The organism is Streptomyces sp. NPDC002867 (genome assembly GCF_053591895.1).
In genome coordinates this window covers 150,650-176,378 of record NZ_JBSFUR010000001.1, presented here as the reverse complement: position 1 = coordinate 176,378, position 25,729 = coordinate 150,650, and the positions used below count along the sequence as shown (strand labels likewise).

Annotated in this window: 25 protein-coding genes and 4 pseudogenes; 10 read left to right on the top strand and 19 right to left on the bottom strand. The window is 69.8% G+C overall.

Annotated features, from left to right (window positions below; all coding sequences use genetic code 11):
• The first annotated feature begins 274 nt into the window (after window positions 1–274).
• Together ACWD0A_RS00835 and ACWD0A_RS00830 are read left to right on the top strand one after the other, a co-directional pair.
• A complete protein-coding gene (locus ACWD0A_RS00835) occupies window positions 275–1,465 on the top strand; it encodes a hypothetical protein (RefSeq protein WP_451293288.1) in 1,191 nt (396 codons plus the stop codon).
• 225 nt (window positions 1,466–1,690) lie between these two features.
• Entirely contained in the window at window positions 1,691–2,185 is a 495-nt protein-coding gene (locus tag ACWD0A_RS00830) for a hypothetical protein (RefSeq protein WP_451293557.1), read from the top strand.
• Between the two features lie 326 nt (window positions 2,186–2,511).
• On the opposite strand, the gene ACWD0A_RS00825 is transcribed toward ACWD0A_RS00830, so the two are convergent.
• Complete coding sequence (locus ACWD0A_RS00825) at window positions 2,512–3,234, bottom strand: hypothetical protein (RefSeq protein WP_451293286.1); 723 nt, start codon at window positions 3,232–3,234, stop codon at window positions 2,512–2,514.
• A gap of 20 nt (window positions 3,235–3,254) precedes the next feature.
• A complete protein-coding gene (locus ACWD0A_RS00820) occupies window positions 3,255–5,024 on the bottom strand; it encodes a protein kinase domain-containing protein (RefSeq protein ID WP_451293284.1) in 1,770 nt (589 codons plus the stop codon).
• Window positions 5,025–5,329: 305 nt separating this feature from the next.
• On the opposite strand from ACWD0A_RS00820, the pseudogene ACWD0A_RS00815 reads away from it, so the two are divergent.
• Window positions 5,330–5,778, top strand: a pseudogene (locus ACWD0A_RS00815) (transposase); the annotation flags it as partial.
• A 58-nt stretch (window positions 5,779–5,836) separates the two neighbouring features.
• Here ACWD0A_RS00815 and ACWD0A_RS00810 read toward each other — a convergent pair.
• Together ACWD0A_RS00810 and ACWD0A_RS00805 are read right to left on the bottom strand one after the other, a co-directional pair.
• The gene (locus ACWD0A_RS00810; protein ID WP_451293282.1) at window positions 5,837–6,910 is read right to left on the bottom strand and encodes an alcohol dehydrogenase catalytic domain-containing protein; all 1,074 of its coding nucleotides are present in this window, start codon (window positions 6,908–6,910) and stop codon (window positions 5,837–5,839) included.
• A gap of 265 nt (window positions 6,911–7,175) precedes the next feature.
• Complete coding sequence (locus ACWD0A_RS00805) at window positions 7,176–7,535, bottom strand: HGxxPAAW family protein (protein ID WP_451293280.1); 360 nt, start codon at window positions 7,533–7,535, stop codon at window positions 7,176–7,178.
• A 338-nt stretch (window positions 7,536–7,873) separates the two neighbouring features.
• Here ACWD0A_RS00805 and ACWD0A_RS00800 point away from each other — a divergent pair, with 338 nt between their 5' ends.
• On the top strand, window positions 7,874–10,564 hold the full coding sequence (locus ACWD0A_RS00800) for a LuxR C-terminal-related transcriptional regulator (RefSeq protein ID WP_451293278.1): 2,691 nt from the start codon (window positions 7,874–7,876) through the stop codon (window positions 10,562–10,564).
• A 237-nt stretch (window positions 10,565–10,801) separates the two neighbouring features.
• Here the strand turns inward: ACWD0A_RS00800 and ACWD0A_RS00795 are convergent, their stop codons facing one another.
• Both ACWD0A_RS00795 and ACWD0A_RS00790 read right to left on the bottom strand, forming a co-directional pair.
• Window positions 10,802–11,059, bottom strand: a complete 258-nt coding sequence (locus ACWD0A_RS00795; RefSeq protein WP_451293276.1) for a sigma factor — start codon at window positions 11,057–11,059, stop codon at window positions 10,802–10,804.
• A 155-nt stretch (window positions 11,060–11,214) separates the two neighbouring features.
• Window positions 11,215–11,682, bottom strand: coding sequence for a hypothetical protein (locus ACWD0A_RS00790; protein ID WP_451293274.1), 468 nt, complete (start codon window positions 11,680–11,682; stop codon window positions 11,215–11,217).
• Between the two features lie 89 nt (window positions 11,683–11,771).
• On the opposite strand from ACWD0A_RS00790, the gene ACWD0A_RS00785 reads away from it, so the two are divergent.
• Together ACWD0A_RS00785 and ACWD0A_RS00780 are read left to right on the top strand one after the other, a co-directional pair.
• Window positions 11,772–12,362 (top strand): flavodoxin family protein, encoded by a 591-nt coding sequence (locus tag ACWD0A_RS00785; protein WP_451293272.1) that lies wholly within the window; start codon window positions 11,772–11,774, stop codon window positions 12,360–12,362.
• Window positions 12,363–12,426: 64 nt separating this feature from the next.
• Window positions 12,427–12,531: pseudogene (locus ACWD0A_RS00780) on the top strand (IS5/IS1182 family transposase); the annotation flags it as partial.
• 119 nt (window positions 12,532–12,650) lie between these two features.
• Here ACWD0A_RS00780 and ACWD0A_RS00775 read toward each other — a convergent pair.
• Both ACWD0A_RS00775 and ACWD0A_RS00770 read right to left on the bottom strand, forming a co-directional pair.
• Window positions 12,651–14,066: an MFS transporter gene (locus ACWD0A_RS00775; protein ID WP_451293535.1), complete on the bottom strand. Its 1,416-nt coding sequence runs from the start codon at window positions 14,064–14,066 to the stop codon at window positions 12,651–12,653.
• A 2-nt stretch (window positions 14,067–14,068) separates the two neighbouring features.
• Window positions 14,069–14,656: a TetR/AcrR family transcriptional regulator gene (locus tag ACWD0A_RS00770; protein ID WP_451293270.1), complete on the bottom strand. Its 588-nt coding sequence runs from the start codon at window positions 14,654–14,656 to the stop codon at window positions 14,069–14,071.
• Window positions 14,657–14,765: 109 nt separating this feature from the next.
• Here ACWD0A_RS00770 and ACWD0A_RS00765 point away from each other — a divergent pair, with 109 nt between their 5' ends.
• Window positions 14,766–14,891 (top strand): hypothetical protein, encoded by a 126-nt coding sequence (locus tag ACWD0A_RS00765; RefSeq protein WP_451293268.1) that lies wholly within the window; start codon window positions 14,766–14,768, stop codon window positions 14,889–14,891.
• 527 nt (window positions 14,892–15,418) lie between these two features.
• Here the strand turns inward: ACWD0A_RS00765 and ACWD0A_RS00760 are convergent.
• The 4 genes from ACWD0A_RS00760 to ACWD0A_RS00745 form a co-directional block, all read right to left on the bottom strand.
• Window positions 15,419–15,856, bottom strand: coding sequence for a hypothetical protein (locus tag ACWD0A_RS00760; protein ID WP_451293266.1), 438 nt, complete (start codon window positions 15,854–15,856; stop codon window positions 15,419–15,421).
• A gap of 228 nt (window positions 15,857–16,084) precedes the next feature.
• On the bottom strand, window positions 16,085–16,447 hold the full coding sequence (locus ACWD0A_RS00755; RefSeq protein WP_451293264.1) for a hypothetical protein: 363 nt from the start codon (window positions 16,445–16,447) through the stop codon (window positions 16,085–16,087).
• Window positions 16,448–16,780: 333 nt separating this feature from the next.
• Entirely contained in the window at window positions 16,781–17,626 is an 846-nt protein-coding gene (locus tag ACWD0A_RS00750; RefSeq protein WP_451293533.1) for a PaaX family transcriptional regulator C-terminal domain-containing protein, read from the bottom strand.
• Between the two features lie 35 nt (window positions 17,627–17,661).
• On the bottom strand, window positions 17,662–18,297 hold the full coding sequence (locus tag ACWD0A_RS00745) for a GNAT family N-acetyltransferase (RefSeq protein WP_451293262.1): 636 nt from the start codon (window positions 18,295–18,297) through the stop codon (window positions 17,662–17,664).
• A 112-nt stretch (window positions 18,298–18,409) separates the two neighbouring features.
• Between ACWD0A_RS00745 and ACWD0A_RS00740 the strand changes: the two genes are divergently transcribed.
• The gene (locus ACWD0A_RS00740; RefSeq protein WP_451293260.1) at window positions 18,410–19,474 is read left to right on the top strand and encodes an alpha/beta hydrolase family protein; all 1,065 of its coding nucleotides are present in this window, start codon (window positions 18,410–18,412) and stop codon (window positions 19,472–19,474) included.
• Here ACWD0A_RS00740 and ACWD0A_RS00735 read toward each other — a convergent pair.
• Both ACWD0A_RS00735 and ACWD0A_RS00730 read right to left on the bottom strand, forming a co-directional pair.
• Entirely contained in the window at window positions 19,437–19,937 is a 501-nt protein-coding gene (locus ACWD0A_RS00735) for a hypothetical protein (protein ID WP_451293258.1), read from the bottom strand. The genes ACWD0A_RS00740 and ACWD0A_RS00735 overlap by 38 nt on opposite strands.
• Before the next feature lie 696 nt (window positions 19,938–20,633).
• Entirely contained in the window at window positions 20,634–21,800 is a 1,167-nt protein-coding gene (locus ACWD0A_RS00730; RefSeq protein WP_451293256.1) for a PP2C family protein-serine/threonine phosphatase, read from the bottom strand.
• 294 nt (window positions 21,801–22,094) lie between these two features.
• On the opposite strand from ACWD0A_RS00730, the pseudogene ACWD0A_RS00725 reads away from it, so the two are divergent.
• Window positions 22,095–22,349, top strand: a pseudogene (locus tag ACWD0A_RS00725) (endonuclease domain-containing protein); the annotation flags it as partial.
• Window positions 22,350–22,541: 192 nt separating this feature from the next.
• Here ACWD0A_RS00725 and ACWD0A_RS00720 read toward each other — a convergent pair.
• From ACWD0A_RS00720 to ACWD0A_RS00700, 5 genes and pseudogenes are all read right to left on the bottom strand, one after another.
• Window positions 22,542–22,751, bottom strand: a pseudogene (locus tag ACWD0A_RS00720) (hypothetical protein); the annotation flags it as partial.
• A 58-nt stretch (window positions 22,752–22,809) separates the two neighbouring features.
• Window positions 22,810–23,070 (bottom strand): hypothetical protein, encoded by a 261-nt coding sequence (locus ACWD0A_RS00715; protein WP_451293254.1) that lies wholly within the window; start codon window positions 23,068–23,070, stop codon window positions 22,810–22,812.
• 941 nt (window positions 23,071–24,011) lie between these two features.
• Window positions 24,012–24,470, bottom strand: coding sequence for a CBS domain-containing protein (locus tag ACWD0A_RS00710; RefSeq protein WP_451293252.1), 459 nt, complete (start codon window positions 24,468–24,470; stop codon window positions 24,012–24,014).
• Between the two features lie 192 nt (window positions 24,471–24,662).
• Window positions 24,663–24,872: a DUF2267 domain-containing protein gene (locus ACWD0A_RS00705; protein WP_451293250.1), complete on the bottom strand. Its 210-nt coding sequence runs from the start codon at window positions 24,870–24,872 to the stop codon at window positions 24,663–24,665.
• 42 nt (window positions 24,873–24,914) lie between these two features.
• Window positions 24,915–25,151 carry a hypothetical protein gene (locus ACWD0A_RS00700; RefSeq protein ID WP_451293248.1) on the bottom strand — a complete coding sequence of 79 codons (237 nt, stop codon included), beginning with the start codon at window positions 25,149–25,151 and terminating at the stop codon, window positions 24,915–24,917.
• A gap of 253 nt (window positions 25,152–25,404) precedes the next feature.
• On the opposite strand from ACWD0A_RS00700, the gene ACWD0A_RS00695 reads away from it, so the two are divergent.
• A complete protein-coding gene (locus ACWD0A_RS00695; RefSeq protein ID WP_451293246.1) occupies window positions 25,405–25,728 on the top strand; it encodes a hypothetical protein in 324 nt (107 codons plus the stop codon).
• Window position 25,729: the final 1 nt, after the last annotated feature.

The following is a 25,729-nucleotide window of genomic DNA, read 5'->3' as shown; positions in this document are numbered from 1 at the left end:
GGAAACTCAGGCGTCCAGGCGCACCACGGCGCGTGGCGCGTGTCCGCAGGTCCGAGGTGTTTGCCTGTCCGGGCGGGCCGGGCCGTCGCCGTGACCTGCTGCCTTCCGCGGACGGCGATGGTGAGAGACGCGGGCTTCGGAATCTCACCGCCGACAGGCCGTGCTTGTCGCTTCCATACGAGGACTTCGTGATTCGCCGGGGCGCGGCACCGGGCCGACCGTCACGGACTGGCCCCCACCACCTTCGACAGACCGGACAAGGATTCATCCACCGATGCACTTCTTCAGCAGGCTCCGGCGCTCGCCGGCTCACCTCGCCGTCGCCGCGAGCGTCGCGGCGAGCACGCTCGTGTCCCTTCCTGCTCCGGCCGCTGCGGCGGGATCGCCGGCCCCTCCGCGCGTGTCGATCTTCGCCGCCGTGGCGGGCAACGAGCCCGCGGGCACGTACACAGACCTGTCACCGCTGGCCTTCCACAGCAGCGTCCCCCTCGACATGCCGGCGCATGTGCGCCACGACGCCACGGGGCGATACTCCGTCTTCTTCTCAGGCCCCGACCTAGGCACCGCACCGACAGCCGGCCTTCATGTACGGGCAATGACCGACGGCAACTGCATGCCCTTCGACGGCATCACCCCCAGCCGTCATCCAGGTCTGCAGATCGACGTGGCCTGCTTCGACAGCGCAGGGCGTCCGGCCGACCGCCGCTTCACCATCGCGTACAACGCCCGCGGCGCGGCACACGGGGCGATGGTGACCGCCGCGACCGCGCCCGGTGCCGTGTCCTCCGACTGGCGGTTGGCCGAACCGCAGGACACGGGCAGTGCCGCGCGTGTCGCCTACACCCACCCGTCGCCGGGTCAATACATCGTCGACCTGCCCTATCTGCCGGGCACGGCACCCGAGTCGTTCGCCGTCACGGCCCTCGCCCCCATCGCCGAGGCCGCTACCGGCCGGATCCCGGACGTGGTGTGCGGAACGACGGGGCGGGCGCTGATCCCTGGGGATGCGGGTCCGGTCCGGCAGATCTCGGTGATCTGCCGCGACGCGGTCACCGGAGGCTTGGCTCCGGGCGGCACCCGGATCCATGTCGGATACACCCGTGGCGTCAACCTGGCGGGAGCGTCCGGTGTCGGCGAGGCGTACCTCACCGCGCCCTGGATCTCCACCAACTCTCGTGTGGTGCTGCCCAACAGTGCCGTCCACGACCCTGGACCGGTCACAACAGGGGCCGTCGCCGTACAGCGCCATGCCACCGGCCAGTACACCGTCGACATCGCCAACCAGGAACCCGACATCGGCTACGCGAGCCTCATCGCCACGGCCAACGGCTCCACCGCGCTCTGCCGTGTGTGGGTGCCCGACCCGGGCCGACCGGGCCATCTCTCCGTCGTCTGCCGGAGCCATGCGGGCCCGATCGACACCAGCTTCCACCTGCACTTCGTCTCCAAGAAGGGGAGTGTCTGATCAACGGCGGATCTGCTGATCAAGGGAGAGACGCCAAGTAAGCGGGACGACGATCGAGCAGGAGTCCGTCGCGGAGTCGGCAGGCCGTGCGATGCCGTCGGCCGCGTCGGACGAACGACTCGTCGCGATGCTGGTCGACCGGGCACGCAGTAAGGGCCTCCAACTCGCCGGCTACGCTGGGCTGTTCGCAGCGGCTGACGAAGCGTGCTCGGGAGGGCGCGCCTGATGAACGGCCCGGAAGAAGAGGAAGTGATCCCGATTCTTCAGGTCAAGGATGCCGCTGCGGCAGTCGCGTGGTACGACCGTCTGGGCTTCACCCAGCAGGTGAAAAACTGCATGTCTGCACTTCTGGTCTCCCTGCTGCTGCTCGTAGCCGGGTGCGCGGACAGCACCGCCGAGCAGTACCAGGAGGGTTACCGCTTCGGCCAAGGGGGACCTGCGGCCCATCTCGGCACTCCCGCCTCTGCTGACAACACCGCCGACACCGGCGCGGCGGAATCGGAGTGCGGTGAGCACGCAGAGACAGATGGAGTGGAACCTTTCCCGCCCTCCCAGGATTGGATGGCGGGCTGTATCGACGGCGCCCTGGGCCGACCGGCCTCCCCGCCGACAACACGCCAGGAGTTCGGGGCGCTCGCGCCGCACCACCTCCGCCAGGTGGAGAGGGTCAAGCCCCTTCCTATGCGCGCAGGGGGATCACCCGGGCGCCTGCCGGCCTGAAGCACTGGAGGGCGGCCGGAGAGCAGGGAGATGGCGTCGCTTCGCGAGGTCAATGCCCAGACCGGGGCCGGCACCGCCTCCCCGGGAGGCTGCCCCACCTCGTGCCTGCGGGGAGCCCACCGGCCGCCGTCAACCACATCGATACGCAGCACGGGCCGCCCCGACGACCCCCGATGTCATACCTGTAGTGAACCGGGCCGGCGCACTGTGGAGGTGAACCGGCCCTGTGCATGGCCTGTGCCGGCACCGCCGGTGACGGCACCAGCGCGAGACCTGCCGGACCGGCCGTACCAGCGCGACGACTTCCCGGACTGCGGCAGGCGGATTCAGCGACAGCGGTACGTGAAGGCAGCCTTGGCCGTATGCGGGGTCGGGGAGAGGATGTCGACGACGGCGCCGGCCCGCTGCGTACCCCGGCCGTTGAAGGTCCAGCGCAGGACGAGCCGCGCCTCCTTCTGGTGGGCCGAGACGGACTGGGTCAGCTCCCCGGAGACGGTGCCGTCGCTGCGGAGCCAGCGGTAGCGGATCATGCCCGGGGCACCGTTGGTCCTCGCCGTGGCGACAACCTCGGCGGTACCGTTGCAGCCCACCTCGGTTGGCTCGACGCGAACGGTGACCTCGGTGACCTTGGTGGCAGCCTGCTCCGGGAGAACCCGCAGCGCAAGGAAGACCGCGGTCACGGCGGCGGCGAGCAGGACCGGCAGAACCCACCTCCGTATCCGCGCGCCCTTTCGGCGCCGGCGTGGCGGGATGACCTGCGGGCCACCCCGCCACACGGCGGTGACAGCTCCCCCGGCCTCCTCCTCGTCCGTCAGGAGCACCGTCGGCGCCTCACCGCCCGCCCCGGGAGGGCTCAGGGGGTACAGACCCGTCTTCCACAACGTCGCGGCTGTGGGAAGGGCGTCGCTCCGGGAGACGGAGGAGTCGCCGGAGCTGACACTCCAGCCTGTCGTCAGGTACTCAGGGCCGTCGTCGGCCGGGCCGTGGGGCGCGGGCGCCCGCCCCAGCCGGCCGAGACGCTGTGTCGGCCAGTCGTGGGGATCCGGCATGGTAGCTCCAGACACAGCGCTCAGCCCAGTTCGGGGAATTCGATGGTGCATGCCAGGGCGCCCGTGTCCCGATACGGCTCACCTGACCCGGCTTCCGGCGTCGTGGATATCCGCAGGCCCCAGTACCGCGGGCATCTGTCGCTGCGGAAGGTGTGCGTGTAGCGGAGGTCGTATGAGGTGCGTCCCTTGAGCACATAGGTCTCCGTGGCGCCGTCCTGCTCTCCCGGAGTGCCGCTTTCGTCGCTGTTGTACCAGGTCAGGGTGAGGGTGACTGGTTCGGGGCCGGTCGTGGTCACCGCGACCGCGGCATCGGCTGCGCGCCCCGACGACGCCGGACCGAGCCGGGTGATCTCCGCACCGCTGACCGCCACGGAGCCCGCCGCGGGCGTCTGCAACCCGCCACCGGTGGGAGTGGCCGCTGCCGGCTCTCCCGGACCGACGGGTTCGAGGGAGGGCGCGCCGGACTTCCCCTCCCCGGCCGCACCGCCTGCGGTGCCTCCTCCGGAGGGGGTCGCATCGGCTCCGCCCGAGGGCGAGCCGGGTGAAGTGGAGACGGACGGGGACCCCGAGGAGGAGGCGGACGCCGAAACCTCCGCCGGCCCTGGGGCGGACGGCGAAATCGTCTTGCCGGGCACCGGAGGGGTCTTGGACCCCGGTGACGACGAGGACGCCTCCTGCGAGGAGGGACCCCCGCTCACCGCAACGGCAGTCAGCACCGCCACACTCGCCAGCACGCCGGCACCGACGAGTACAGGGACGCGCAGGCGACGTCCCGCCCCGGCGGACCGGCCGGCAGGCACGGCGCCGCCCCCGGACCGAAGCCGACCGGGCCGCCGTACACCCTGGGCGCCATCCGGTCCGTCAAGGTCCGTGGTGGCAAGTGACGTCGTCGCCTCCTCGCCCCCACCGGCGAAAGGCTCCAACAAGCCCACCATCAGTCCCGCAGCGCAGAGCGCCAGTGCGTGGAGGCCCCGCTCCTCCCACTCGTCTCCATAGCCTGCGACAGCCACCGCCTCAAGTTCAGCGAGGAAGTCGGCTGCAGATGCCGGCCGGTCCAGTGAGCGCTTGGCCATACCGCGCTCGATCAGAGGCCGAACCGGCTCCGGCACGGACCGGACGGGTACCTCCGCCGACAGGTGCTGCACGGCTATCTCCGCCAGGTGCTCGCCGTGGAACGGCCGCACCCCGGTCAGGCACTCGAAGAACGTGGCGGTGGCGGCATACACGTCCGTGGCCGGGGAGGCCGCCTCTCCCTGCCACTGCTCAGGTGCCATGTACATGGGGGTTCCTGCCCCGCTGGGGGTGCTCCCGTCGCGGGCCGCGATCCCGAAATCGACGAGCTTTGACACGCCTTCGCCCGTGACCAGCACATTCTCCGGCTTGTAGTCGCGGTGCACGATGCCGGCCCCGTGCGCGGCACAGAGGCCGAGCAGGGAGCCCTTGAGGACCGTCAGAGCTGCCTCGGGGGTGGTGGCTCCCTCCTGCCGGAGCAGCGTCCTCAGGGAAGGGCCGTCGATCAGTTCCATCACCAGCGCGGCGCCCTCCTCGCTCTCCACATACCGATGGAAGCGGGCCACATGCGGAGAGCGCAGGTCCCTCAGAAGCCCCGCCTCGGTGCGGAAGGCCTGGAGAAATCGGGAGTCCCCTGCCAGCCGGGCATCGAGGTACTTGATCGCCACCGGGTCACCCGTGGACTGCTCGACGGCCATCACTACACGTCCGCTGCTGCCGGCCCCCAGTTCCCGCGTCTCCACGAAGCCGGGAATCGACCAATTCTTCACGTGACCCATCTGCCTTTCTTCACTGTGAGCCCGTGCCGGGCGGTGATGCCGTGCCCGACGCTCCGCCGCGGAGGGCAGGCCAGGAACAGGCAGCACGGTCCAGCCTGACCATCCGGGAGCCGGTGCGCATGAGTGATCGCTACTCACTTCTGCCGCGCCGGCCGGGTGGGGAACCGGCCGTGGGACATCGGTACAGCGGTCGCCGCGGATTGATCGTGGCCACCCAGCCCATCGGGTGGCCCGTGGGATTCGGCGGAAGATCCTCGATCGTCTAAGACGTCACCTCATTTGGTGGGTTCGGTAGGCTGTCGGTTGTGGTGGGGACCGTTGAGCGGCTGGTGCCGGACGAGTTGTGGGACTTGTTCCAGCGGGTGGTGCCCGAGGCTCCCCTCGCGGCCTCAGGGTGGTGGCCAACGCCGGCATGGTGACCGGGAGGTGCTGGCGGCGATCGTGTTCGTGGCCACGTCGGGCTGCACGTGCCAGCAGTTGCCTACGGCGTCGTTCGGACCGTCAGAGGCGACGGCTCATCGGCGATTTGCCGAGTGGACGAAAGCCAGGGTGTGGGCCAGGCTCCACCGCCTGGTCCTTGATGAGCACGGCTCCCGCGGCGAGTCGGACTGGTCACGCTGCGCGATCGACTCGGTGAACATCCGGCCCTGAAAAGAGGGACCTGACAGGTCCGAACCCTGTCGACCGGGGCAAGTACGGGTCGAAGATCCGCAATGTTCTCTGGGCTCTACTTCGAGACGGACGCCTCTTCCCATCCGCACAACCCGCCACAGGCGCAGCTTGACAAGCCTCTGGGGAAGTCTGATGCGGCATTAGCCGTGGGGGAGAATTACCGTGATGCCGGGTACGGTGCCGATCTCGGCCAGCGCGAGCCCGGCCTGGTCCAGACCGACAGTCCTGGTGATCAGCAGATCCGGCCGCAGAATGCCGACCGTCGCCAAGTCCATCATTGCAGGATACGCATGCGCGGCCATGCCGTGACTGCCCGAGACCACCAGCTCGTACGCCAGTACACGGTTCATCGACAGCCCGGTGAGCCCGCCGGCGGCCCGCACTTGGACATGCCGTCCGCGCCGTCGAAGGCTTCCGATCCCCAGCTCGGTACTGAAGGCGTGACCCATGGCGTCGATCGACAGATGGGCTCCCCCTCCTGTGATGTCCCGGACCGCGGCGGCGACTTCATCAACGGCTTCAGGGACGCCACGGGTGTTGCCGGGTGCCTCACCACTCGCAGGCATCCGGTGCACTGCGGCAGCGCCCAGTCGCTCGGCGATGGCCAATGCCTCGCCACTGCTGTCCACCGCGACTGCCCGGGCCCCTGAGGCCGCGGCGATCATGACAGCCGAGAGTCCGATCCCGTCACATCCGTAGACCACCACCCACTCACCCGGTCGAACTGCGCCGACCTGGACCACGGCGCGGAAGGCGGTGGCGAATTGGCATCCCAGGCCCGCGGCAGCCGTGAACTCCATCGCCGTCGGCAGTCTGACCAGGTTGACGTCGGCGTGATCGATTGCCACGTACTCCGCGAACGAGCCCCAATGATGGAATCCTGGCTGCGTCTGCCGCTCGCACACCTGCTGCTCTCCCGCGGCGCACGCGCCGCAGGTCCCGCATGCGCACACGAACGGCACTGTGACCCGGTCCCCAGGCCGCCATCTCGAGGCCTGGGAGCCCACCTCCTCGACCACCCCTGCCAGCTCATGTCCTGGCACATGCGGGAGGCAGCGGATGTCCTGGTCGTGGCCTTGCCAGCCGTACCAATCGCTCCGGCACAGTCCTGCCGCCTCAACCTTGATCACTGCCCCGACAGGGGAAGGGGCAGGGTTGGGCACCTCACGGACCGAAAGCTCCTGTCCGAAAGCCTCGAAAACCAAAGCCCTCATACGTGCTGCTCCCCCCGGTCGGCTCCGCTCGTGGCTATGCGCCACAGGATGCCCAGGATCCACATGCATTATCAACTACTCACGTACTGCTGTGTGATCACCCACCGACGCGTACGAGAATTTGCGTTTGCTCCTCCATGACCATGTCACCTGGTCATTCATCCCTCTCATGACCAGAGAACTCACACGCAATGGCGCCGGCATCGACAACCGGACGAGAAAGTCGATGCCTACAGGTTGAGGCTGTGGATGTCAGAGCACTGCTCTACAGCTGGGCGCCGACTGCTTCGGGCACCGGCTTACCGATTTCAGCTGCGGCCACTGCCCGCCGTCCGGCTATCCGGCAGCCAACGCAGTTGGGGTGCCCTCGACGGGCAGTGAGATCCTTTACGCGCCACTCCCACTGGTCAGCCGGACGGGGGCCGCTCGGCTTGCCCCAACCGGCCAGATGAAGGACCCAGGTGACGATCACGGACAGAGCGATGACCGCGACTCCCGCTGCGATCACAGGACCGGAGGCAGCGACGATGCCAAGGCCGGCGACGCCAAACCCCAAGGTTCCGATGGAGGTTCCTGTCCACCCAGCCACCGTGTGACCCATGTCTACATCACCATGTGCGCTCATCAATACTCCCAAAGCCTTGGTGAACCCCAGCCCGTACGTCGAAGGAAAGCTTGGATCACTAGAGGCGCTCAGCACTTGAGTAAGAACTACTCACTCACGAACGAGAGCCAGAGCACAGGGGCGGGTTCAAGAACCTCCCCGCAAAAGTGGTGAGAATGAGCATTGAGGGGGACGCGAGGCTGGCGGCAGAGCAACGGCTACTCGTCTACGGCAGGGCGTCGGGGTGCCGAGCGCTCACCACTCGGTCCACCACCGAGGAAGGACGGGTGCCCTGGAAGCCGGAAGGGCTCGAGGTGCCGGTCCTGCCATAATTCGCCTGACTCGGGAACGGTAAGAGCATGAAACGTTCATGCGCCCGGGGAAACTCCATGAGGGACGGGATGAGTCGGAACAGCATGCCGCGGCGTTGGCCACTGGTGGGGCGCGAAGCCCAGATGAAGGAGTTCGACCAGGTCCTCCAGGACGCGCGCAGCACCGGATTCCTGCTTTTCGGGCCGGCGGGAGTCGGCAAGTCCCGGCTGGCCGAGGAATGCCTGGGCCGGGCGGCCGAAGCCGGGCACCGCACGGGCCGGGCGGTGGCCACCGACGCCGCGGCGTCGGTGTCACTGGGCGCTCTGGCCCATCTGCTGCCCCATGGCATCGACTTGTCCGACCCGGTCTCGGGGTTCGCGAGGGTGGTCAAACTGCTTTCGCAGCCGGATTCGCCGACGTCCCGCATGGTGATCCTCGTCGATGACGTCCACCTGTTGGATGCGACCTCGGCGATGCTGCTGCGGCAGCTGATGGACGCCGGAGTGGCCTTCCTGCTGGGAACAGTGCGGTCAGGGCACGGGGCGGCCGTGGCCGTCACCGCCCTCGGGCACGAGGACGCCGTATGGCGGGTGGACCTGGCCGAGTTCGGCCGCGAGCAGGTCGAGACCCTGCTTGAACAGGTCCTGGACGGGCCGGTTGGCACGAACGCGGTCAATCAGCTGTTCACCACGAGTGGGGGCAACCCGCTCTACCTGCATGAGCTGGTACGGGGAGCAGTGGACGTCGGAGCGCTGACCTGTGACGACGGCATCTGGGACATGACCGCGGACGAGGTGCCGGGGACCCGGCGACTTACCGATCTGATCCGTTCCCGGCTCGCCGTCGCCCCGTCAGAAGGCCGACAGGTGCTCGATGTGCTCTCGCTGTGCGAACCGCTGTCCCTGGACCGCCTCGGCAAGGACGTCGGCCCGGAGGCACTCGACCAACTGGAGGAGGCTGGACTGATCGTCGTCGCGCAGGCGGGTCGGCGTACCGCAGTTCGGCTCGCCCACCCCCTCTACGGCGAGATACTGCGCGCCGACATGACCACGCAGCGCCGTCGGGAAACACTGCTGCGGCAGGTCCGGCTGCTGAAGGAGTGCGGGGCGCGCCGCCGGGAAGACGCGATCCAGCTCGCAACCTACGAACTCGCGGCCACCGGCACTGCCGATCCAGCGCTGCTGATCCAGGCGGCAGTGCTCGCCACCCATGCTCGCCAGTACCCGCGCGCGCTGGAGCTGCTCCGTGCGATCCCACAGGAACACCGCAGTTTCCAAGTCCGGCTGCTGCTGGGAAAGACGCTGTTCGAGGCCGGTGACTTCGAGCAGGCCGAGGCCGAACTGTCCGAGGCCGACGCAAAGGCGGTCAGCGAGCCGGAAGTACTGGCCCTCGTTCTGATGCGGACCCAAAACCTCATCTGGGGGCTAGGGGCCCCCTACGAGGACGTCCTCGGCGTCATCGAGGCCGCCCGCGGCAGGGTCACCAGCCCGTCCGGCCGCCGAGCCCTGCGGTACAACGAGGCCGCCGGAGGCTTCGCCGTCGGGGATGCCCAGCACAGCCTCAGCCTGTGTGCCGACCTCGAACCGGATGTCGCGCAGTCGCCAGACCCGCAGATCTGGCTGATGGCCGCCATGATCCGCTCCGCCGCGCTGGCATGCCTGGGGCATGCGGAGGAGGCCGTGGACTGGGCCCGACGTGCCATCGCCGCCGGTTCGGCCGCTGCCGGCCCGTCCTCCGCATTGGCTTCGCACGAAGCAGCGCTCCATTCCATCCTTGTCCTGGCTCTGACGGAGTTCGGCCGCCTGGCCGAGGCTCGTGCGGTGGGCGAGCAGGCGTGCGACGGCATTTCCGAGATGAGTGCGAAACCCGAGCGCCGGCTGTTGGCCTTCCATCTGGCTCGTGGCTCGTGGCTTGCCGGTCGCCCGGCGCAGGCCCGTCGCTTGTACGCGGAGCTGGCCCGCGCGTCACGGCCCCACGCCGCGGTCGTCCTGCCAATAGCGCTGGCGGGTTTGGCGGCGGCAGCTGCCATGCAGGGTGATCTCGAAGCGGCCGAGGCGGCCCTGGTCGAGTACGAAGGGCTCCCGCGCTCCGTGTTCCTCGCTGAGGAGAAGTTGGGCAGGGCGTGGGTGCACGTCGCCCGGGGCGAGCTGACCCGCGCCCGAGCCGTACTGACGGCTGCCGCAAGGGAAGCCTTCGAGCGCGGACAGACCGCATTCGAAAGCATCCTGCTGACTGATCTTGTCCGGCTGGGCGGTGCGCGGGCAGCCGCCGCGCGGCTGGAGGAGATCGCGGCCGAGTGCTCGGGACACTTCCACCGTGCCCGTGCGGATCTAGCAACGGCATGGGCGGCACAGGATCCCGACGGACTGATCGCCGCCTCGGATGCCCTGGAGACAATCGGAGCGGACCTGCTGGCGGCCGAGGCGGCAACCACGGCCGCCACCCTCCTGAGGGAGGCCGGAGAGGTCCGCCGAGCCAACGCCGCTGCGGTCCGCGCTGAGGTCCTCGCCGACCGTTGCGAAGGGGCCACTACCCCCGCTCTCAGGGCTTACAAGAGCGTCGTGCCGCTCACCGCGAGAGAACAGGAAATCGCGCTCCTCGCTTCCCGGGGCATGGCCAGTAAGGACATCGCCGCCGAGCTGACCCTCTCCGTCCGTACCGTCGACAACCACCTGCAGCGCGTCTTCGCCAAGCTCGGCCTCACCACCCGCCGACAGCTTGCCGACCGGTTTCTGTGACGAGTTGGTGCCTTGCGCCGCCTCCTCGGCCTGCAGCTTTTCAGACCATGTCCTGAGGGGGCTGGACGCATAGATCGTCCGCGCTCGTGCACGTCAACACCCTGCCGCTTCAGCAGGTCCTCGCGAAACCGGCCTGGGCATCGAGGCCCACCGATGACGACCGGCGCGGACTGACCGCGCTGTTCTGGTCGAGCACCAACCCGTACGGCACCTTTCGCCTCGACATGGACAAACGGCTCATGCTTCAGCCTCAAGTCGTACCCGGCCCGCGCGGTGCAGCTGATGACGGAGCCCTGCGCAGCCGGACTCGAAGCTCCGCCAGGCGCCAGACGAGTGAGGGCCTTTGTCCCACTTGGCATAGGCGCGGGCCAGGGCGCTTTGGGCCAGGTCTTCGGCATCGTGATGGCTGCCGGTCAGCAGATACGCGGTGCGTACCAGGCTGGGCCACCGGCCTGTCATGAAGTTGTGGAATTCGTCATCGCTGCCGTTGCTCAAGCAGACCTCGCCAAGGTTCGGCTCTGGCCGGCCTGCGGTATTCCGCGGTGTTTGTCACGACTGAACCTCGGCAGGGAAGAGACAGGCGGCGCGAAGGGACACTTGCTGTAGCCGCCGCTGACGCCCCATCCGGGGGCGACAGCGGCACTTCTTGACTAGCTCTGGACGATGATCGAGGGCTTCACAGAAGCGTCCGCCTTCGCGTCGAAGACGTAGTAGGCACCCCAGCCGGGCTTGCCGGCCAGGGTGGCGACCTTGGCCTGAAGGGTCCGGGCCCCGAGCTTGACAGTGACCTTGGTCGTCGCCGTCACCGGACCGCGGCAGATCCCCGCAAACAGCACACCGGAAGCGTCGCCGCGGGCGATCGTGGAGACCTTCCCGGGGAGTACGTCGGCGACCCGAATGACATCCGGCTTGTCAGTACCCGAAGACTTCGGGGCAACAACGTGCAGGCCCTCCGCCGTCAGCCACAGCTCGTTGCCGGCAACCGCGATCCGCTCACCCGGCGCAACCACCTGCACGGCACCGGCCGTGGAGGCCATCCGGGCGGAGGCGCCTGCGGGCGCTGCCGACACCGGCGATGCGCTTACGGACGATGCGACCGCCTGCAGCCGGTCGACCACAGCGCTAACTGTTGGGTTGCGCTTTAGAAAAGTTAGTGCTTGTCTGGGCCCCCAACGACGAGCACATCGCTTTCGAGGAGACTTCTACCGTGACCACCCCTGTTGTCGCGATCGCCTACCACTCCGGCTACGGCCACACCACCGTCATCGCCGAGGCCGTCCGCGACGGAGCGGCCGCCGCCGGTGCCACCGTCCACCTGATCAAGGTCGACGAGATCGACGAGGCCCAGTGGGAGCTGCTCGACGGCTCCGACGCCATCGTCTTCGGGTCGCCCACCTACATGGGGACCGCCTCGGGTGCGTTCCACAAGTTCGCCGAGGACTCCTCCAAGCGCTGGTTCACCGACGCCTGGAAGAACAAGCTGGCGGCCGGCTTCTCCAACTCCGGCTCCAAGAGCGGCGACAAGCTGCACACCCTGCAGTACTTCGCGACGCTCGCCGCTCAGCACGGCATGCACTGGGTGAACCTCGGTCTGAAGCCCGGATGGAACTCCACAGAGGGCTCCGAGGACGACCTCAACCGCCTCGGCTTCTTCTTCGGCGCCGCCGCCCAGACGAACTCCGACGAGGGTCCGGAGGGCGTGCACAAGGCCGACATCGCGACCGCACAGCACCTCGGCGGCCGGGTGGCGGAGACCGCTCGTACGTTCATCGCGGGCCGGGCGGCCGTCGCCGCCTGAGCCGTACACGGCCGCACAGAGCGGAAGGGCCCGTCACCGAGTGACGGGCCCTTCCGCTCTGTAGTACCGGCGCCTGCTGTGGCCGCGCGGGATCAAGCCGGTCATCGCCCGACGCGGAATGCCTCACGGCTCCGGGCTCGGCGCAGTCCGCTGGGGAGTAGTGCGGACGATACTCATGGGACAAGAGCGCCTTCGTCGCCCGCTTCCTGCGCGACCGCGGCCTCCAGCGGGAGATCGAGGAGTGCCGGAACGTGAGGGAGGCCTGGAACCGGGCGAACGCGGGATCTACTACGGCAAGGGCGGCGAGGCGGCACCGGTACGGCCCGGCAGCGCGGCCGTCAGGAGCACGCCGACCGCCGCCACGGCCGCGAGGACGGTCAGCGTGGGCGCCGTCGCGGAGCCGGGCACTTCGGCAGCCCCGGCGAAGGCCGTCAGCATGGTCGCCGCGGCCACTCCCAGCGTCGGGCCGATGTTCATGGCGGTCTGCTGGAGTCCGCCCGCCACCCCGGCGTGCTCCGCGGGCGCATGACGCACGACGACCGCCGTCGCGGTGACCATCACGGCACCGAAACCGGCACCCACCAGGAAGAAGCCGGAACCGATCGCCACCGCGCCCGACGCCCGGTCGAGGCCGGAGAGCTCGAGGGCACCCATGGCGAGGAGGCCCATCGCCACCGCGGCCGTCCGGCGCGGAGCGCAACGGCGCAGCAGTACGGCGCAGACCGGCGCGCCCAGGACCATCGCCACGGCCCCGGGCAGCGCCCGCAAAGCGCTGCGGAAGGGGTCGAGGCCGAGCACGTCCTGCAGGAAGTAAGTGCCGGTGAACAGGGCACCGAACAGCACCGCCGACCCGGCCACCAGAATGCCGAGGGCCGAGGCGACGGCGGCCGACCCGAGCACCTCCGGCGGCACCAGCGGACACCGGGTGCGCCGTTCGTGCCGTACGAACGCGACACCCGAGATCACGGTCGCGGCGAATCCCGCCACGGTCGCCGCCGACCGGCCGGCCTCCGGCATGCCGACGAGCGTGTGCACCAGGCAGACCAGGGTCACCGCGAGCAGGCAGGCCCCGGCCGGGTCGAGCCGGGAACCGGACGCCGCGGCGGACTCGAGGTCGGCGGCCTTCGGCTCCGCGGACTCCGGGTCCACAGGCTCCGGATCCCGTACGGCAAGGACGAGCAGTCCGGTCGTCAGCGCCGGTACGACGTTGAGGAGGAAGACCACCCGCCAGCCGAACTGCGCGGCGAGCGCCCCGCCGGCCAGCGGCCCTGCGGCGGCCGCCACCGCGATGACGCTGGTGCGCAGCGCGATGGGCATCCCCAGCCGGTCGGGCGGGAAGGCCGCCCGCAGCATCCCGAGAGTGGCCGGCTGCAGCAGCGCTCCGAAGACGCCCTGGGCGACGCGCAGCACGATCACCCAGCCGATGTCCGACGCCAGGCCGATTCCCGCAGAGGCGGCGCCGAAGCCAAGGATCCCGGAGGCGAACACCTGCCGGTGGCCGTACTGGTCACCGAGGCGGCCGGCGAAGACGAGCAGGCTCGCCACCGCGATCAGATAGCCGGTGCTGGTCCACTGGACCTGCTCGAAGGAGGCATGCAGATCTCGTTGCATCGTGGGCTGCACGATGGTCAGCACCGTTCCGTCGAGAGCGACGATCGCGGCCCCCACGACACTGCCGGCCAGCGTGATCCGGCGGTGGGACACGCTCACCGGGCCACCGGACCGAGGTGGGCGTCCAGCACGGCGCGCAACAGCGGCTCGACGTCGTCGGTGCCCGTCGCGAGCTGAAGGCTGCCCCAGCCCCACAACTGAGCCACGCCGTGCAGATTCGCCCACAACGCGGTCGCGACGACCTGCGGCGGGGCCTCTCCGGGGCGCGGCCGCACCTGGGCCACCGCGTCCACGAATCTGCCGAAGAGCGGCAGGCTGGTCTCCCGCAGACCGAGATGGCCGCTTTTCAGCAGGTCCTGGCGGAACATCAACTCGAACATGCCGCCGTCGGTCCGTGCGAAGTCCAGATACACGCGGCACAGCTCGGCGACCCGGGCGCGCGGCTCCTGCTCATGGGCCTTGCCCACCTCGGCGGCCCTGCGCGCCAGGTCGGCAAAGCCCTCCCGGGCGATGGCGGACAACAGGGACAGATGTGTCGGAAAGTAGCGGCGGGGAGCGCCGTGCGAGACGCCCGCGCTGCGGGCGATCTCCCGGAGGGACAACGCCTCCACTCCCCTACTGGTCACAAGTTCGACCCCCGCAGCCACCAGCCGCGCCCGCAGGCTCTCGTCCTGTTCAGTCATAGACACTGTCTACCGCAAGGTGGTAGACAGTGTCTACGCCCAGGTGGGCCATGCCTGCTTTCGCCATCGGCCCCGCACCGCCTGCGGCGGCCCTGGAGGCCCTCGAGCGTTGGGCCATGGCACAGACGGCACAGGCACACGACGGCCGCACAGGAGCTTCCTCGACGAGATCAAGGACGCGCTCAGCGCGCGGGCCGCGCTCCTGGTCCTCGGGATCCTGTACGGCTTCGGCTGATGGAAGGGCGGCGGTCACCTCACCCGACACCCAGGTCGCCGACGAAGCCCTGTACCGCCTCGCCCGGCTGCCCGGCGCCCCCTCGAACCGCGCCCCCTCGGACCGCGCACCGTCGCCGACGGGACAGCGACCCGGCGGCAGATCACGGAGCGGAAGATCGACGGGCACTGGTCGGCGAGCTGCCGGGGCGGCATCGGGCCTGAGCGGTGGAGGGCGGCCCGAGACGGGCTCCAGCGTTCCGGCACCCGCGCTCGCCACTGTCGCCGCCGCGCTGGTGGGCGCGGGCGGCTGACTGCTGATGCGTCGCCGCAACGCAGGCGCCCGCCAGGCAGTCGGCAACCGCCCGCAACGTAAACCGCCCACCGTGGCCGCCGTCTTACAGCAGACGGAGGGCCCGCTCGCCGTAGCGGGTCTCGAGCAAGGCGCCCGGCCTAGGTCGCTGTGGACAGGGGGATGAGAGAAGGTCAGAGGCGTGCGAATTCGGACACGCGCACGCACGAACCAGTCATGCCGCGCGTCGCGCGGGCTCACGAAACCGAATGGGTCACCGTCCCGCTGTAGAGCCCGCCGACGGCCTCGTTCGGGATGGTGATCTCCAGGGTGGGGTTCCAGTGCGCGCTGTTGTTCCCGCTGCCCGAGGTATGGGAGAACGCGGTGCGCGGCCGCTCCAGGCTGGTCCGGTCGGCACGCGTGGGCTGGCCGGGCACGAAGTCGCCGTTGCCGGTGGTGGAGGTCGCCGGGCCGGACCAGTAGTCCACCAGGTTCGGCGGGACGGTCTCGGTGGGCTGGTCCGTTCCGGTGTCGAACTGCGTGGAGAACACCGTCGCTGTCCACGTGGCGTCCGCCGCGGCCCGCTCGTCGTGCACCCCCACGGTGCCGAGCTGACCGCTGATCGTCTGCCCCGGGAACCCGGACCCCAGATCGCGGGAGGAGGGCACCTCGATCACGAGGTTCGACGTTGCCACGGTGAATGTCACGGTCGTGTCCCCCGACGGCCCTTGGGCGACCGCAGGCAGCGATGCCGCGCCCACCAGGGCGACGGCGATGGCAGACGAAAGAATCGCTTTTCTTCTCACCCGACGAACATATGCCGGTATGTGATGAAACCTCAGCTTTTGCCCCGCGTCACGCGACCGAGTGGGTGACCGTCCCGGTGTAGGTGCCGCCCACGGCGGACGCGGGGATCGCGACGATCAGCGTCGACTGCCAGGCGGTGGTGTTGTTCCCGTTGCTCGGGTGCCGGGGCCCATGGTGCTGGTGGCCTGACCCGACCAGTACGAGACCTGGCTCCTGGAGATCTGCCGGACGGCGCCACCGCCCGGCGTCGTGAAGTCGCTCGCCGACACCGTCGCCGTCCAGACCGCCGGCCGCCTGCCCCGCGTATCCGACACCCGGACTTCGCCGAGTTGTCGGCTGATCGATGAACCAGGAAAGGCCGCGCCGAGATTCACCGCGGCCGGCACGCTGATCGACAGCCTGCCCGGCGGTTGCGCGACGCGTACCACGTCCTGGCCCGCCACCCGCTCGGCACCGGTGCTGTCGAAATCCGTGAACATTTCGACTCGCTCGCGGGCGCGGGGTGCATCCCAAACTGGTGACAAGTGCTGTTCGGTTCTCGCGGACAGAGCCATCATGTCGCCAGACGGCAGCATGTCGTCATGCGGTGGGCTTCTCGTGAATCATGCGGCCTGGCTGCCGGCTTCCCTCCTCGACCCGGCTGGGCAGCCGGAGCCACCACAGGACGACCCCCGGACCGCTGTGCAGAGGCGACGTCGTTCTCGGTCCATTCGTCCTTGCCGGCCGACAGCGCCGTACCGGGTGCTTCGAAAGGGAGTCGAGTGCCACGACGAGGCGGGAGTCGTACTCGGGCCTCGCCGTCTGTTCGGTCTTCAGCGCGCGGCGCGGTCTGCTGCTTCCCGTGTGATGTCGGCGTAGAGGCGGAAGAGGGCAGGGCCGGCTTCGCCGCGTTCTCGTTCGTGCAGGGCCGCCCAGCACCGGGCGATGAGCTCCCGGGCCTGCGTGCCGGGCCAGGGTTGGGGCAGGAGCTGAGGCGGCAGCAGTGGGTCGGGCTCTATGGCGCGGGTGAGTTCGGCGGCCAGCTCGACCGCGATGGTAAGGAGTGCGGACGGGGTGAGTCCGGCAGGGTCGGTGAGCCGGGCGAGGCGGGGCTGGGCGATGCGGCTGAGGCGGTGGTAGCGGTCGGCGATTTCCTGCAGGGGCCACAGGCGGCGGGCGAGTTCGGCAGGCTCTTGGGTATCGCCCCTGCGGAGGTCCGTCGTGGTGAGGAGGGTGAGCGAGTCATGGGCGCCGAGGCGGCGGGCAGCTTCTTCGACGTACGGTTCCCAGGTGTTGGCGCAGACGTACAGTCCGCCCTGGAGCAGGGCGCCGCCGAGGTGGACGAGCGTCTCGCGCAGGGAGTCCCGGGCCGTGCGCGCCGATTCGGGCACCGCGAAGGCGGCCAGGTGCCAGACACCGTCCCAGGGCGCGAGCCCGGCGTCCTGCTGGAATGCGTGCCGGAGGAAGTCCGCGTCGGGGGCGAGGGCACGCGTGGTGTCCGCGGTCGCGTGCAGCTCCGCCTTGCGGCCTCGGCCCTCGTGGGTGAACCGTCCTTCGGCCACGAGGCGTTTGACGCACAGCCGCACCTGCTGGTCGCTCATGCCCAGGGTGTTGGCGACGGTGTACAGCTCGTCCGCGCCGACGGTGCCGTCCTCGCGGATCAGCGCGTGGACGAGCATGCGGGTGGGGACCTCGACGTGGTCCGTCTCGGCGCTCACAGTTCTGTCGTTCCTCTCGTTCCGACGGCGCGACGCATGGTGGTCACCGCGCCGAACCCCAACAGCCCCCGCAGGTAGGGCGTGTGCTCGGTCCGCACGGCCGTGAAGCCGCGCCGCTCGTACAGGGCTCTGGCCCGCGGGTTGGTGTCGATCACATCCAGTCTGATCTCCCGGCAGTCCTGCTCCACCGCGACGGCGGCCACTTCCTCTATGAGCAGGCTCCCGACGCCGCGGCCGCGTATGCCCGGGTCCACGGCGATGCCGTCCATGACGAGTTGCCCGGGGGCCGGGTGGCGTTCGAACAAGGCGAGGAGCAGGAGTCGGTGCAGTCCTCGCAGATGTCCGTACGCGCGCAGCACGGCGGAGGCCGATCCTCCGGTGAGGGCCCGGCCGCCGAGTTGGTAGCCGGCGAGGCCGATGAGCTGCCCGCCGAGAAGCGCGCAGACCGCGCGATCGGCGTTCAGGTGGGCGGCGAGGAAGGGCACCGCCCTGTCCGGCGGGTTCAGGGCGGGGCCGGGTTTGCGGCCGAAGGCGTCCCAGTACAGCTCGGCCGCCCGCCGCTCGGCTCCGGCCGGAACGCCCCGCCGGACCGTCACCGGTCCAGTGCCGGCGCCCGTTGCGTCCAGTCCCATGCCTTGCCTCCCTTTCTCGCCGCAGTTTCAACGGAAACTATCATCTTCATGACGATCGTTCTCTCGAGGATAGGTTCAGCTCTCATAAACCGAACAGAGGCGGTCAGATCTCATGTGTCCCAAGATCCAGCCCCGACGGCGCGGGCTCCGCATCACCGTGTGGTCACTCGTCATGGTCCTCTTCGTGGCCGCCGGTCTCGTCGGTGTGGTGCTGTGGCAGAACTCCTACGACATGGACGAGCAGCGGGTCTCGATCCGCCACGGCGGCCACACCCTCAACGGCGTACTGGCCACCCCCAAGGACGGCCGCAAGCACCACGGGCTGGTCGTGTACGTCCACGGCGACGGCCCCGTCGACGCCACCCACGACGACGGTTACAAGCCCATGTGGGAAGCGAACGCCAAGGCCGGGTACGCCTCCCTGTCGTGGGACAAGCCCGGCGTCGCCGGCGCACCCGGCAACTGGCTCGACCAGTCCATGGACGACCGGGCCAACGAGGCGGCCGCCGCCATCGCCTGGGCGCGCGCCCGCCCGGACATCGACGGCCGCCGGATCGGACTCTGGGGCGCCAGCCAGGCGGGCTGGGTCCTGCCGAAAATCGCCGCCAAGACGCCCGTGAGCTTCGTCTTCGCCGTCTCGCCCGCGATCAACTGGCTCCAGCAGGGCCGCTACAACCTCCTCGCCGAGCTGCGCGCCGACGGCGCATCGGCATCCCGCACCAAGGCCGAGATCGCCAAGAGCGACACCACCCGCCGGCTGTTGGAACACCACGCGACCTTCGAGGAGTACGTCAGGGCGATGGGCGGTGACGCGGACGGCATGACCGCCGATCGCTGGGGCTTCATCTCCAAGAACTACACCGCGGACGCCACGCAAGACCTCCGCGCCCTGCGCGGCGTACCGGTGCTGCTGACCCTCGCAGGCCACGACATCAACGTGGACACCGCCGACACGGAGCGCATCTACCGCAAGGTGCTGGACGCAGGCGGTGCATTGACGGTCAAGCGTTACCCGGACGCGGCCCATTCATTGCTCAGGCAGTCCATCGAGCAGTCGGACCTCAAGACCACTCTCACCGCGCTCTTCTCCCCCCGCTCGCTCTTCGCGGGCCGATTCCTCGACGGCCAACGACAGTTCCTCAAGGATCTCGGCCGAGGCAGCAATGCCACTCCATGACACCCCCGCAATCAGCCGGCACCGCTTTCCGGTCAGCCGGCGGCGGGTGCGGTGCCCTCGCCGAACGGCGGCACGTCGTCTGTGGCGACGTCCAGGCGCATGCGCACGTAGCGCAGGGGGTGCGCCAGGCGCCGCGGTCGATGGCGGTGTCGCCGCTGAACTCCGCGACGAGCTCGGGGACGAGCAGGATGGGGTCGAGGATCTCGCGGCTGCCCCAGGTGACGCTGAACCGCACACCGGTCCACGGATGCCCAGGACCGGACTCAGCGAGATGGTCGGCGAGCTGCCGGGCGGCGTCGGGCGGCAACGGCGTGGTGCGGCCCACCGGGCGCAGCCGGTGGTCGGTGTCGTAACGTCCGAGGACGAGCAGTTGCGGCCGGGCCTGGCCGCCGGTGACCGCGCCGATGACGGCCTCGGTCGTCTCGCGGCGCCGGACCTCGAACCACGCCCGGGCGCCCGGCACATTCGGTCCATCCGTTGGGCAGCTGTGCGGCGGTCAGGAAGACGCCGTGGCCGGCGGTGCGCAGTCGGCGCCGATCGGCCTGCTCCACAGCGAGGGCGTCGTCGCCGGTGGGAACGTGGTGCTCGCAGAACAGGACCCATCCGTAGCGGGCGTGCTGGGTTGCGGATCTTGGCCAGGGTGGGGCTGGAGGTGCGGCCGCAGGTGGCACAGCGGCACCGCCAGGGCGTCATGGACGTCGTGTACGGCTCCAGGGGCTCGAAGCCGGCCTCGCGCATCGAGGCGACGGCGCGCTCGGGTCCTCCCGGCGCGCGGCGGCGGCCCGCAGGTCGGCGCGGCGTCGGCATCCGCTCTGCCCGGCCCGGATCGAGCCGAACGTCGAGGCGCTCGTCCCGCAGCCGTGGCAGAGGCATCGCCAGGGGTACTCCACGCCGCGATAGGGCTCCTGGGGGGCGAAGGCCGGCGGCCGCGGGCTCGGCGGGGGCGGTGTCGTGCACGCCTACGCCGTCGGCTGCGAAGAGGCTCCCGCCGGAGCGCCGGTGCTGCCGCTGGACCGGGCGCTGGACGCAGCCCGGCAGGCGGGCGTCCGGCTCTGCTCCGTGTCGAAATCCACGCCCGGATGACGTCCACGTACGGCTGGGAGCCGAAGCCGCGTACGGCGTGGACCGGGATGCCGAACTCGGCGAGCCAGTATCGCTGTCACGTGAGGAGGCGGCCGGCTGCGTTGACCTGTGTGTCGGCTTGTTCGTCGAGCCGGTCGACGAGGATCATCGCCACGTCGTCTGTGAGGCGGCCCTCGGTGTGGCGGAGCAAGTGCTGGTGCAGTTCGTCCAGGAACTCCGGTTGGGGTAGGGCGTGCGCCGCTTCCATGGCCTCGGGCAGGCCGAAGAAGTCGTTGTCGGGGCTGCGGGCTTCGATCACGCCGTCGGTGTAGAGCAGCAGACGGTCGCCCTGTAGGAACGGATAGGTCTCGGGCTTTTCGGGAGGGCCGGTGATGAGGTCTTCCAAGCCAAGCGGTGGCAGTGGTGAGGTGGGCATCAGGACCTGGGCCCTGCCCTGGTGCAGCACCAGCGGGGGCGGATGGCCACGGTTGATCAGTTGCACGACGGGTTTGTCGGGCACCTGGGCGATGAGCGCGGTGACGAACCCCTCCATCAGAGCTTCCTGATCGAATGCGCCCGGCACGGCGGCCTCCCGGCTCAACGCGGCCGAGCAGTGGTTCATGACCTCCACCAGCTCGTCCTCGTAGTGCGCGGCCTCCCGGAACGCGCCCAGCGCCACCGCGACCGCGCGAATGGCATTCAGCCCCTTGCCGCGAACGTCGCCCACGATCATGCGGACGCCGTAAGGGGTATGAACTGCCTCGTACAGATCACCGCCGACCTGGGCCCCGGTCCCAGCCACGAGGCACAGGCTCGCGGCCCGCACTGGACCCATCCGAGTGGGGACAGGACGCAGGATGACCTCCTGTGCTGCCACCGCGATCCGGCGCACCTGGTCGAGCTCGCTCTGCCGGCGCGTACGCACCGCGTTACTCAGGATGACACCGGCCACGGAGACGACGAGCAGACCCAGGAAGTTGCCGTAGACCTGCGGGGTGCCCCACGCCTGGTTGTAGGTGGCGGTCGTCACGCTGACGGCCAGAGCGACGGCTGCGGCGCAGAGAGTGCCTGTCGGCCCCATCGTCAGCGCGGCGAGCGCCGGCGTTGCGATGAGGAGGGGGCCGGTGACCAGATCATGCATGGGCGAGAGCTCGACGCCCAGCACGGCCAGTGCGAGCGCGAAGGGCAGACCCTGCGCAAGCGTGAAGAGGACCTGGCTGTGACTGTCCCCCGGTCGAGGAGGCGAGCGGAAGAGCAACCGCATGGGTACAGCCTGCCTCGCTGAGGGCCTTGTGTCCTCCCAGGAAACCGGTGACCCGTGGCCGACAGACCTCGATGCTGTTACGGCCCTGAAGCTGAGATCCGCCAACTGAAGCACTCAGTCACACCGGTACAGGAGCAGGAAAAGGACGACGATGACCGCGCCGACGGGGCCGAGGACCGTGTCTGTGCTGGGTGATGACGGGCGCTTCCCTCTCGTCCGCGACGGCCGGATGCTCTGCGCCCAGGCAAGTCCAAGAACGGGTGGAAGCACCGGCGCTTTGGCAGTGAAGACGCTGTGTGGTGGGTGCGGGCCACGGGACGGGATGTCAGCCTCGGCGACGTGCCGCCGGAACAGCGCTGCCCAGGAAGCGACTACGGAACATTCCACCGCCGGCCCCCGAAGCCGGCGAAGACGCTCCCGGTCCGGCGGCTGAGCGCGGCTCTGATCGACGCGCTGGGCCCCGACTGCCACCTGTGCGGCGCCCACCCGGGCGCGATGGTCGATCACGGCTACTCGACAGGCATGGTTCGCGGTCTGCTGTGCGGCCTGTGCAATCGGCGCTTCTGTACCCGCGGTATCTGGAGTGGAGCTCGGCAGCTTCCTTGTATGAGGCGTGGCCGATCGCGCGGTACGCCTTGTCCAAGCCCTGGCCTGGACGGCTTCGCTGGCTTCGGCGAGGTCGGCGCGGAGCTGGTGCGCGACGGACGAGGTGCTCTTGAGCTTGACCGCCTGGCCGATCTCGCGCATCGACGGCGGGTATCCCTGGCGGGCGACTTCCCGCTCGATGAAGGCGACGATGGAGGCCTGGCGGGTGTGAGTCCATCGGGGCCGGTGCTGACGCCGGGCGGCCGCCCGGGCCGGGCTGCGGTTTCGACGGCATGCCTGTGGTGCTCCCCCTGAAGGGATCTTGCGCGCGGGGACAGTAACCGCCAACCACGACAAAGGGAACACCGTATCGACAACCGACTGTGAGAGGCGGATTCCTGTGGGTGGTCGCCGGTCCGGATCTTCAAGTGACCGTGACGCGCAGGACGTACCGCTCTCCGGTGCTGATCGCTTCGGCCTGCTCGACCAGGTCGGCGGGGGTGAACTCCAGCAGGGCCTGGTCGGCCGCCCGGCGCAGCAAGGGCAGGATCTCAGCGGCGGGCCGGCCCTGGTGTGTCCTGGCGAGGTCTGCGAAGGCCCGCTGGTACGGGGCCCCGTACGATGCGCCGGCGCTGTCGGCCAACAGCCGATAGAGGTGCTGCCTTCCCACACTGATCTCGCCCATGGCCCGCTCCCGTGCCTTTCGGGGCCCGGCCTCTCCGGGCCCTCGCTTTCGACGCTACGAGCCGGGTCTGACATTGATCCCAACCGGGGGCCCGCCTCGACGCCACCACACCTGCGGGGCTTGCCCTGCGCGGCTGGTCGATGGAGGAGCCGGCCGCGCCCCGGCACACGGCAGCGGGCGGCACAGGGCAGCGGCGCAAACAGGTGGGCCGGGAGCCTGGCGAACACCGTGCCTGCTACCCGCTGGGCCGCCTGACCCGCGGCCAGGCCGTTTGCCGGTCAGCCTGCGGCGAGGGCCCTGCCTTCGCCGAGCGGAGGCACATCTCCTGTCGTGACGTCCAGGCGCGGCTGCGCCTATGCACGGCGCGGCAGCTGTCCGCACGCGGGTTTGCCCGGCGTGCCGGCGGTTTCCCGCACGCACGAAACAACCAGCCGGAACAGGAGGCATGAAGGCCATGCCGAACCCCGAGCAGCCAGAAGTGCGGCGCAGTGACAAAGGAGCAGGGACGCCGGAAGACAGCCAGTCCCGCAAGGCAGTAGAGCCCGCCAAGGGCGGTGGCCGTGCTCACGGCGCCGATCGCGGGAACAAGGGCGGCGGCGAAGGGGGCGGCACGCCCCCGGACCAGCAGCCGGACCACCCCTCCTGAGCGCCCCCGCACAGATAGGTGCGGCTTACATCCTGTCTACGACTGCGCCCACCGGCCCGCGACCCGAGCGCCGAAGCTCACCGATCCTCGCCGGCCCCCTGCCAGCGGCACTGCGCACCCGCCTCACCATCTCCGGCACACGCAGGCTCTACGCCCTCACCCCCGACCTGCCCACAGCGATCGACGCCGCCCAGGACACCGGCACAACCGCCCGCATGACAGGGGGACCGCCCCATGGCCGCGACGGACAACGCGGGGGGGGCGGCGTCTTCCTTGCGTGGACCGGCGAGACACCTCACTGCGGTGAGATGAAGTGCGCCATCAGGTGGGCTGCCGTGACGGTGCCGAGCAGCCGCACGCCGTCGGCGTCGCGTTCGATGACCGCGACCAGCGGACTGTGGGTGCGGGCCATCAACGCGGCGACCTCCATCGGCCGGGCGTCCGGGCCGACCACCGGCGGCGGGAAGAGATTCCGTGGTGCCCACTCCGCGACCGTCAGTCCGGCCAGCCGCTCCGTCACATCGGCGTCGTGCCGCTCGTCGACGACGGCCGCGAGCAGCGGATCGTCGAGAAGGTAGACCGGCAGAAGCTGCCGGACGAGCTGGGAGCCGGGAACGATGGCGTAGGGCTGCCCGTCCGCGTCGAGGACAAGGAGCGCCGGCAGAGACCGCCCGGCCAGCATCCTCGCCGCGTCCATCGCGGCATCGTCCGTGGTCACGAACGGGTACGGCTCGGCAAGATCTCGCGCACGCACGACCGCCCTCCTCGCTCTGTGGCACCGCAACTCCTCGGACCGCGGCTCACCTCACGGAGGCGGGCACCCCGTCGGTGCGGCGCTCGATCACTACCCCGGCCGGGCCATCAGCGATCACTGGTCTCATCGAACGGCGGCGTACCGACCGCTGCGGCCACCGGTGCCCCCGCGACTCGAGTGTCGGACATCGGCTCAGGGCAGTGCCGCACGCCCGAAGAGCAATGCGTAGCCGGACGGCAACCGTCCAAGGACACGGTCCAGCAGGTCGGGGCCGGCGAGGTCGGCCAGGGCGCTGAGGACGGCGGTGACGTTCCAGCCTGCGCTCTCCTCGGTCGCACCCTCGATCGGTGCCGCGACGGTCTCGACGAACGCGCGGGCGCCCAGCGGCGTGGTCGCGGGCACCGGATCGAGCAGCAGCCGCGCACCTCAACAGCGCTGGCGGGCTCAGGCGCTATCAGCCAGTTCCGTATGACCGTGAAGGCGGGCGCAGTGCGCACAGCAGAAGAACTGCCCTGCAACCTGCAACCCGTGCCCCAGGATCCTGCAGCCGCAGCGATCGCAGATGGGAGCGAGACGATGCGCGGCACACTCAATGCTGTCGAAGACGTGCACCGCATCGCCTGCCGTGTGAACTTCGAACAACAAGGCATAGTCATTGCCACATACTTCACAGACCGCCATAGTCACTCCTCACCCTTGCCGGCGCGACCGCACCGCCTCTTCTCCAGCGAAGCAGCTGCACCAGCGGCGTGCGACTTCACACGGCGCACGCGGCGGTGCCGGTCTCGTCGACCACGCGCCCGCGACCTGCTCCCTGCCGCCACCACTGGCCACCGGCACCAGTGCGGCTCAGTCGTTGCGGAGCGCCCCGCCCACGCAGTGACGGCGCGGCCTGGCTGGCACGAAGGTCATCGGGGTCGGCGATCCACAGCAATTGCAGGCCATCGGGCCTGGCGGCGGATTCGCGGAGATCCACCGACTGGTGGGCGGCACGGTGCTGGACACCAACCGTCGCCAGGGCGACGCCGTGGAACGGGCGGCTCTGGAGGTCTGGCGTGCCGGTGGCCGGGCGCAGGCGCTCCGTCTCCTTGCCGATGGCGGACGTGCGCATGCCACTCAGACGGCCAGCGACCAGCTGCGCCCCTCCCCGAGCCAGTCGCGTCTCAACCGGCCGGCGAGCCTGGGTATCCCCGCTGGGACGACCGGAACGCACGCCCGTACGGGGCGTGGACCTGCGCCCGGCTCTCGTCGAAGCTGAC

What these genes read in the sequence shown, in the direction of transcription:
- ACWD0A_RS00825 (WP_451293286.1), bottom strand. Translation starts at nt 3,234, where the DNA reads ATGCCGGATCCCCACGACTGGCCGACACAGCGTCTCGGCCGGCTGGGG.
- ACWD0A_RS00820 (WP_451293284.1), bottom strand. Translation starts at nt 5,024, where the DNA reads ATGGGTCACGTGAAGAATTGGTCGATTCCCGGCTTCGTGGAGACGCGG.
- ACWD0A_RS00730 (WP_451293256.1), bottom strand. Translation starts at nt 21,800, where the DNA reads ATGCGGTTGCTCTTCCGCTCGCCTCCTCGACCGGGGGACAGTCACAGC.
- ACWD0A_RS00830 (WP_451293557.1), top strand. Translation starts at nt 1,691, where the DNA reads ATGAACGGCCCGGAAGAAGAGGAAGTGATCCCGATTCTTCAGGTCAAG.
- ACWD0A_RS00810 (WP_451293282.1), bottom strand. Translation starts at nt 6,910, where the DNA reads ATGAGGGCTTTGGTTTTCGAGGCTTTCGGACAGGAGCTTTCGGTCCGT.
- ACWD0A_RS00750 (WP_451293533.1), bottom strand. Translation starts at nt 17,626, where the DNA reads ATGCTCGTCCACGCGCTGATCCGCGAGGACGGCACCGTCGGCGCGGAC.
- ACWD0A_RS00700 (WP_451293248.1), bottom strand. Translation starts at nt 25,151, where the DNA reads ATGGCGGTCTGTGAAGTATGTGGCAATGACTATGCCTTGTTGTTCGAA.
- ACWD0A_RS00805 (WP_451293280.1), bottom strand. Translation starts at nt 7,535, where the DNA reads ATGAGCGCACATGGTGATGTAGACATGGGTCACACGGTGGCTGGGTGG.
- ACWD0A_RS00745 (WP_451293262.1), bottom strand. Translation starts at nt 18,297, where the DNA reads ATGGGACTGGACGCAACGGGCGCCGGCACTGGACCGGTGACGGTCCGG.
- ACWD0A_RS00740 (WP_451293260.1), top strand. Translation starts at nt 18,410, where the DNA reads ATGTGTCCCAAGATCCAGCCCCGACGGCGCGGGCTCCGCATCACCGTG.
- ACWD0A_RS00835 (WP_451293288.1), top strand. Translation starts at nt 275, where the DNA reads ATGCACTTCTTCAGCAGGCTCCGGCGCTCGCCGGCTCACCTCGCCGTC.
- ACWD0A_RS00770 (WP_451293270.1), bottom strand. Translation starts at nt 14,656, where the DNA reads ATGACTGAACAGGACGAGAGCCTGCGGGCGCGGCTGGTGGCTGCGGGG.
- ACWD0A_RS00755 (WP_451293264.1), bottom strand. Translation starts at nt 16,447, where the DNA reads ATGTTCACGGATTTCGACAGCACCGGTGCCGAGCGGGTGGCGGGCCAG.
- ACWD0A_RS00800 (WP_451293278.1), top strand. Translation starts at nt 7,874, where the DNA reads ATGAAACGTTCATGCGCCCGGGGAAACTCCATGAGGGACGGGATGAGT.
- ACWD0A_RS00715 (WP_451293254.1), bottom strand. Translation starts at nt 23,070, where the DNA reads ATGGGCGAGATCAGTGTGGGAAGGCAGCACCTCTATCGGCTGTTGGCC.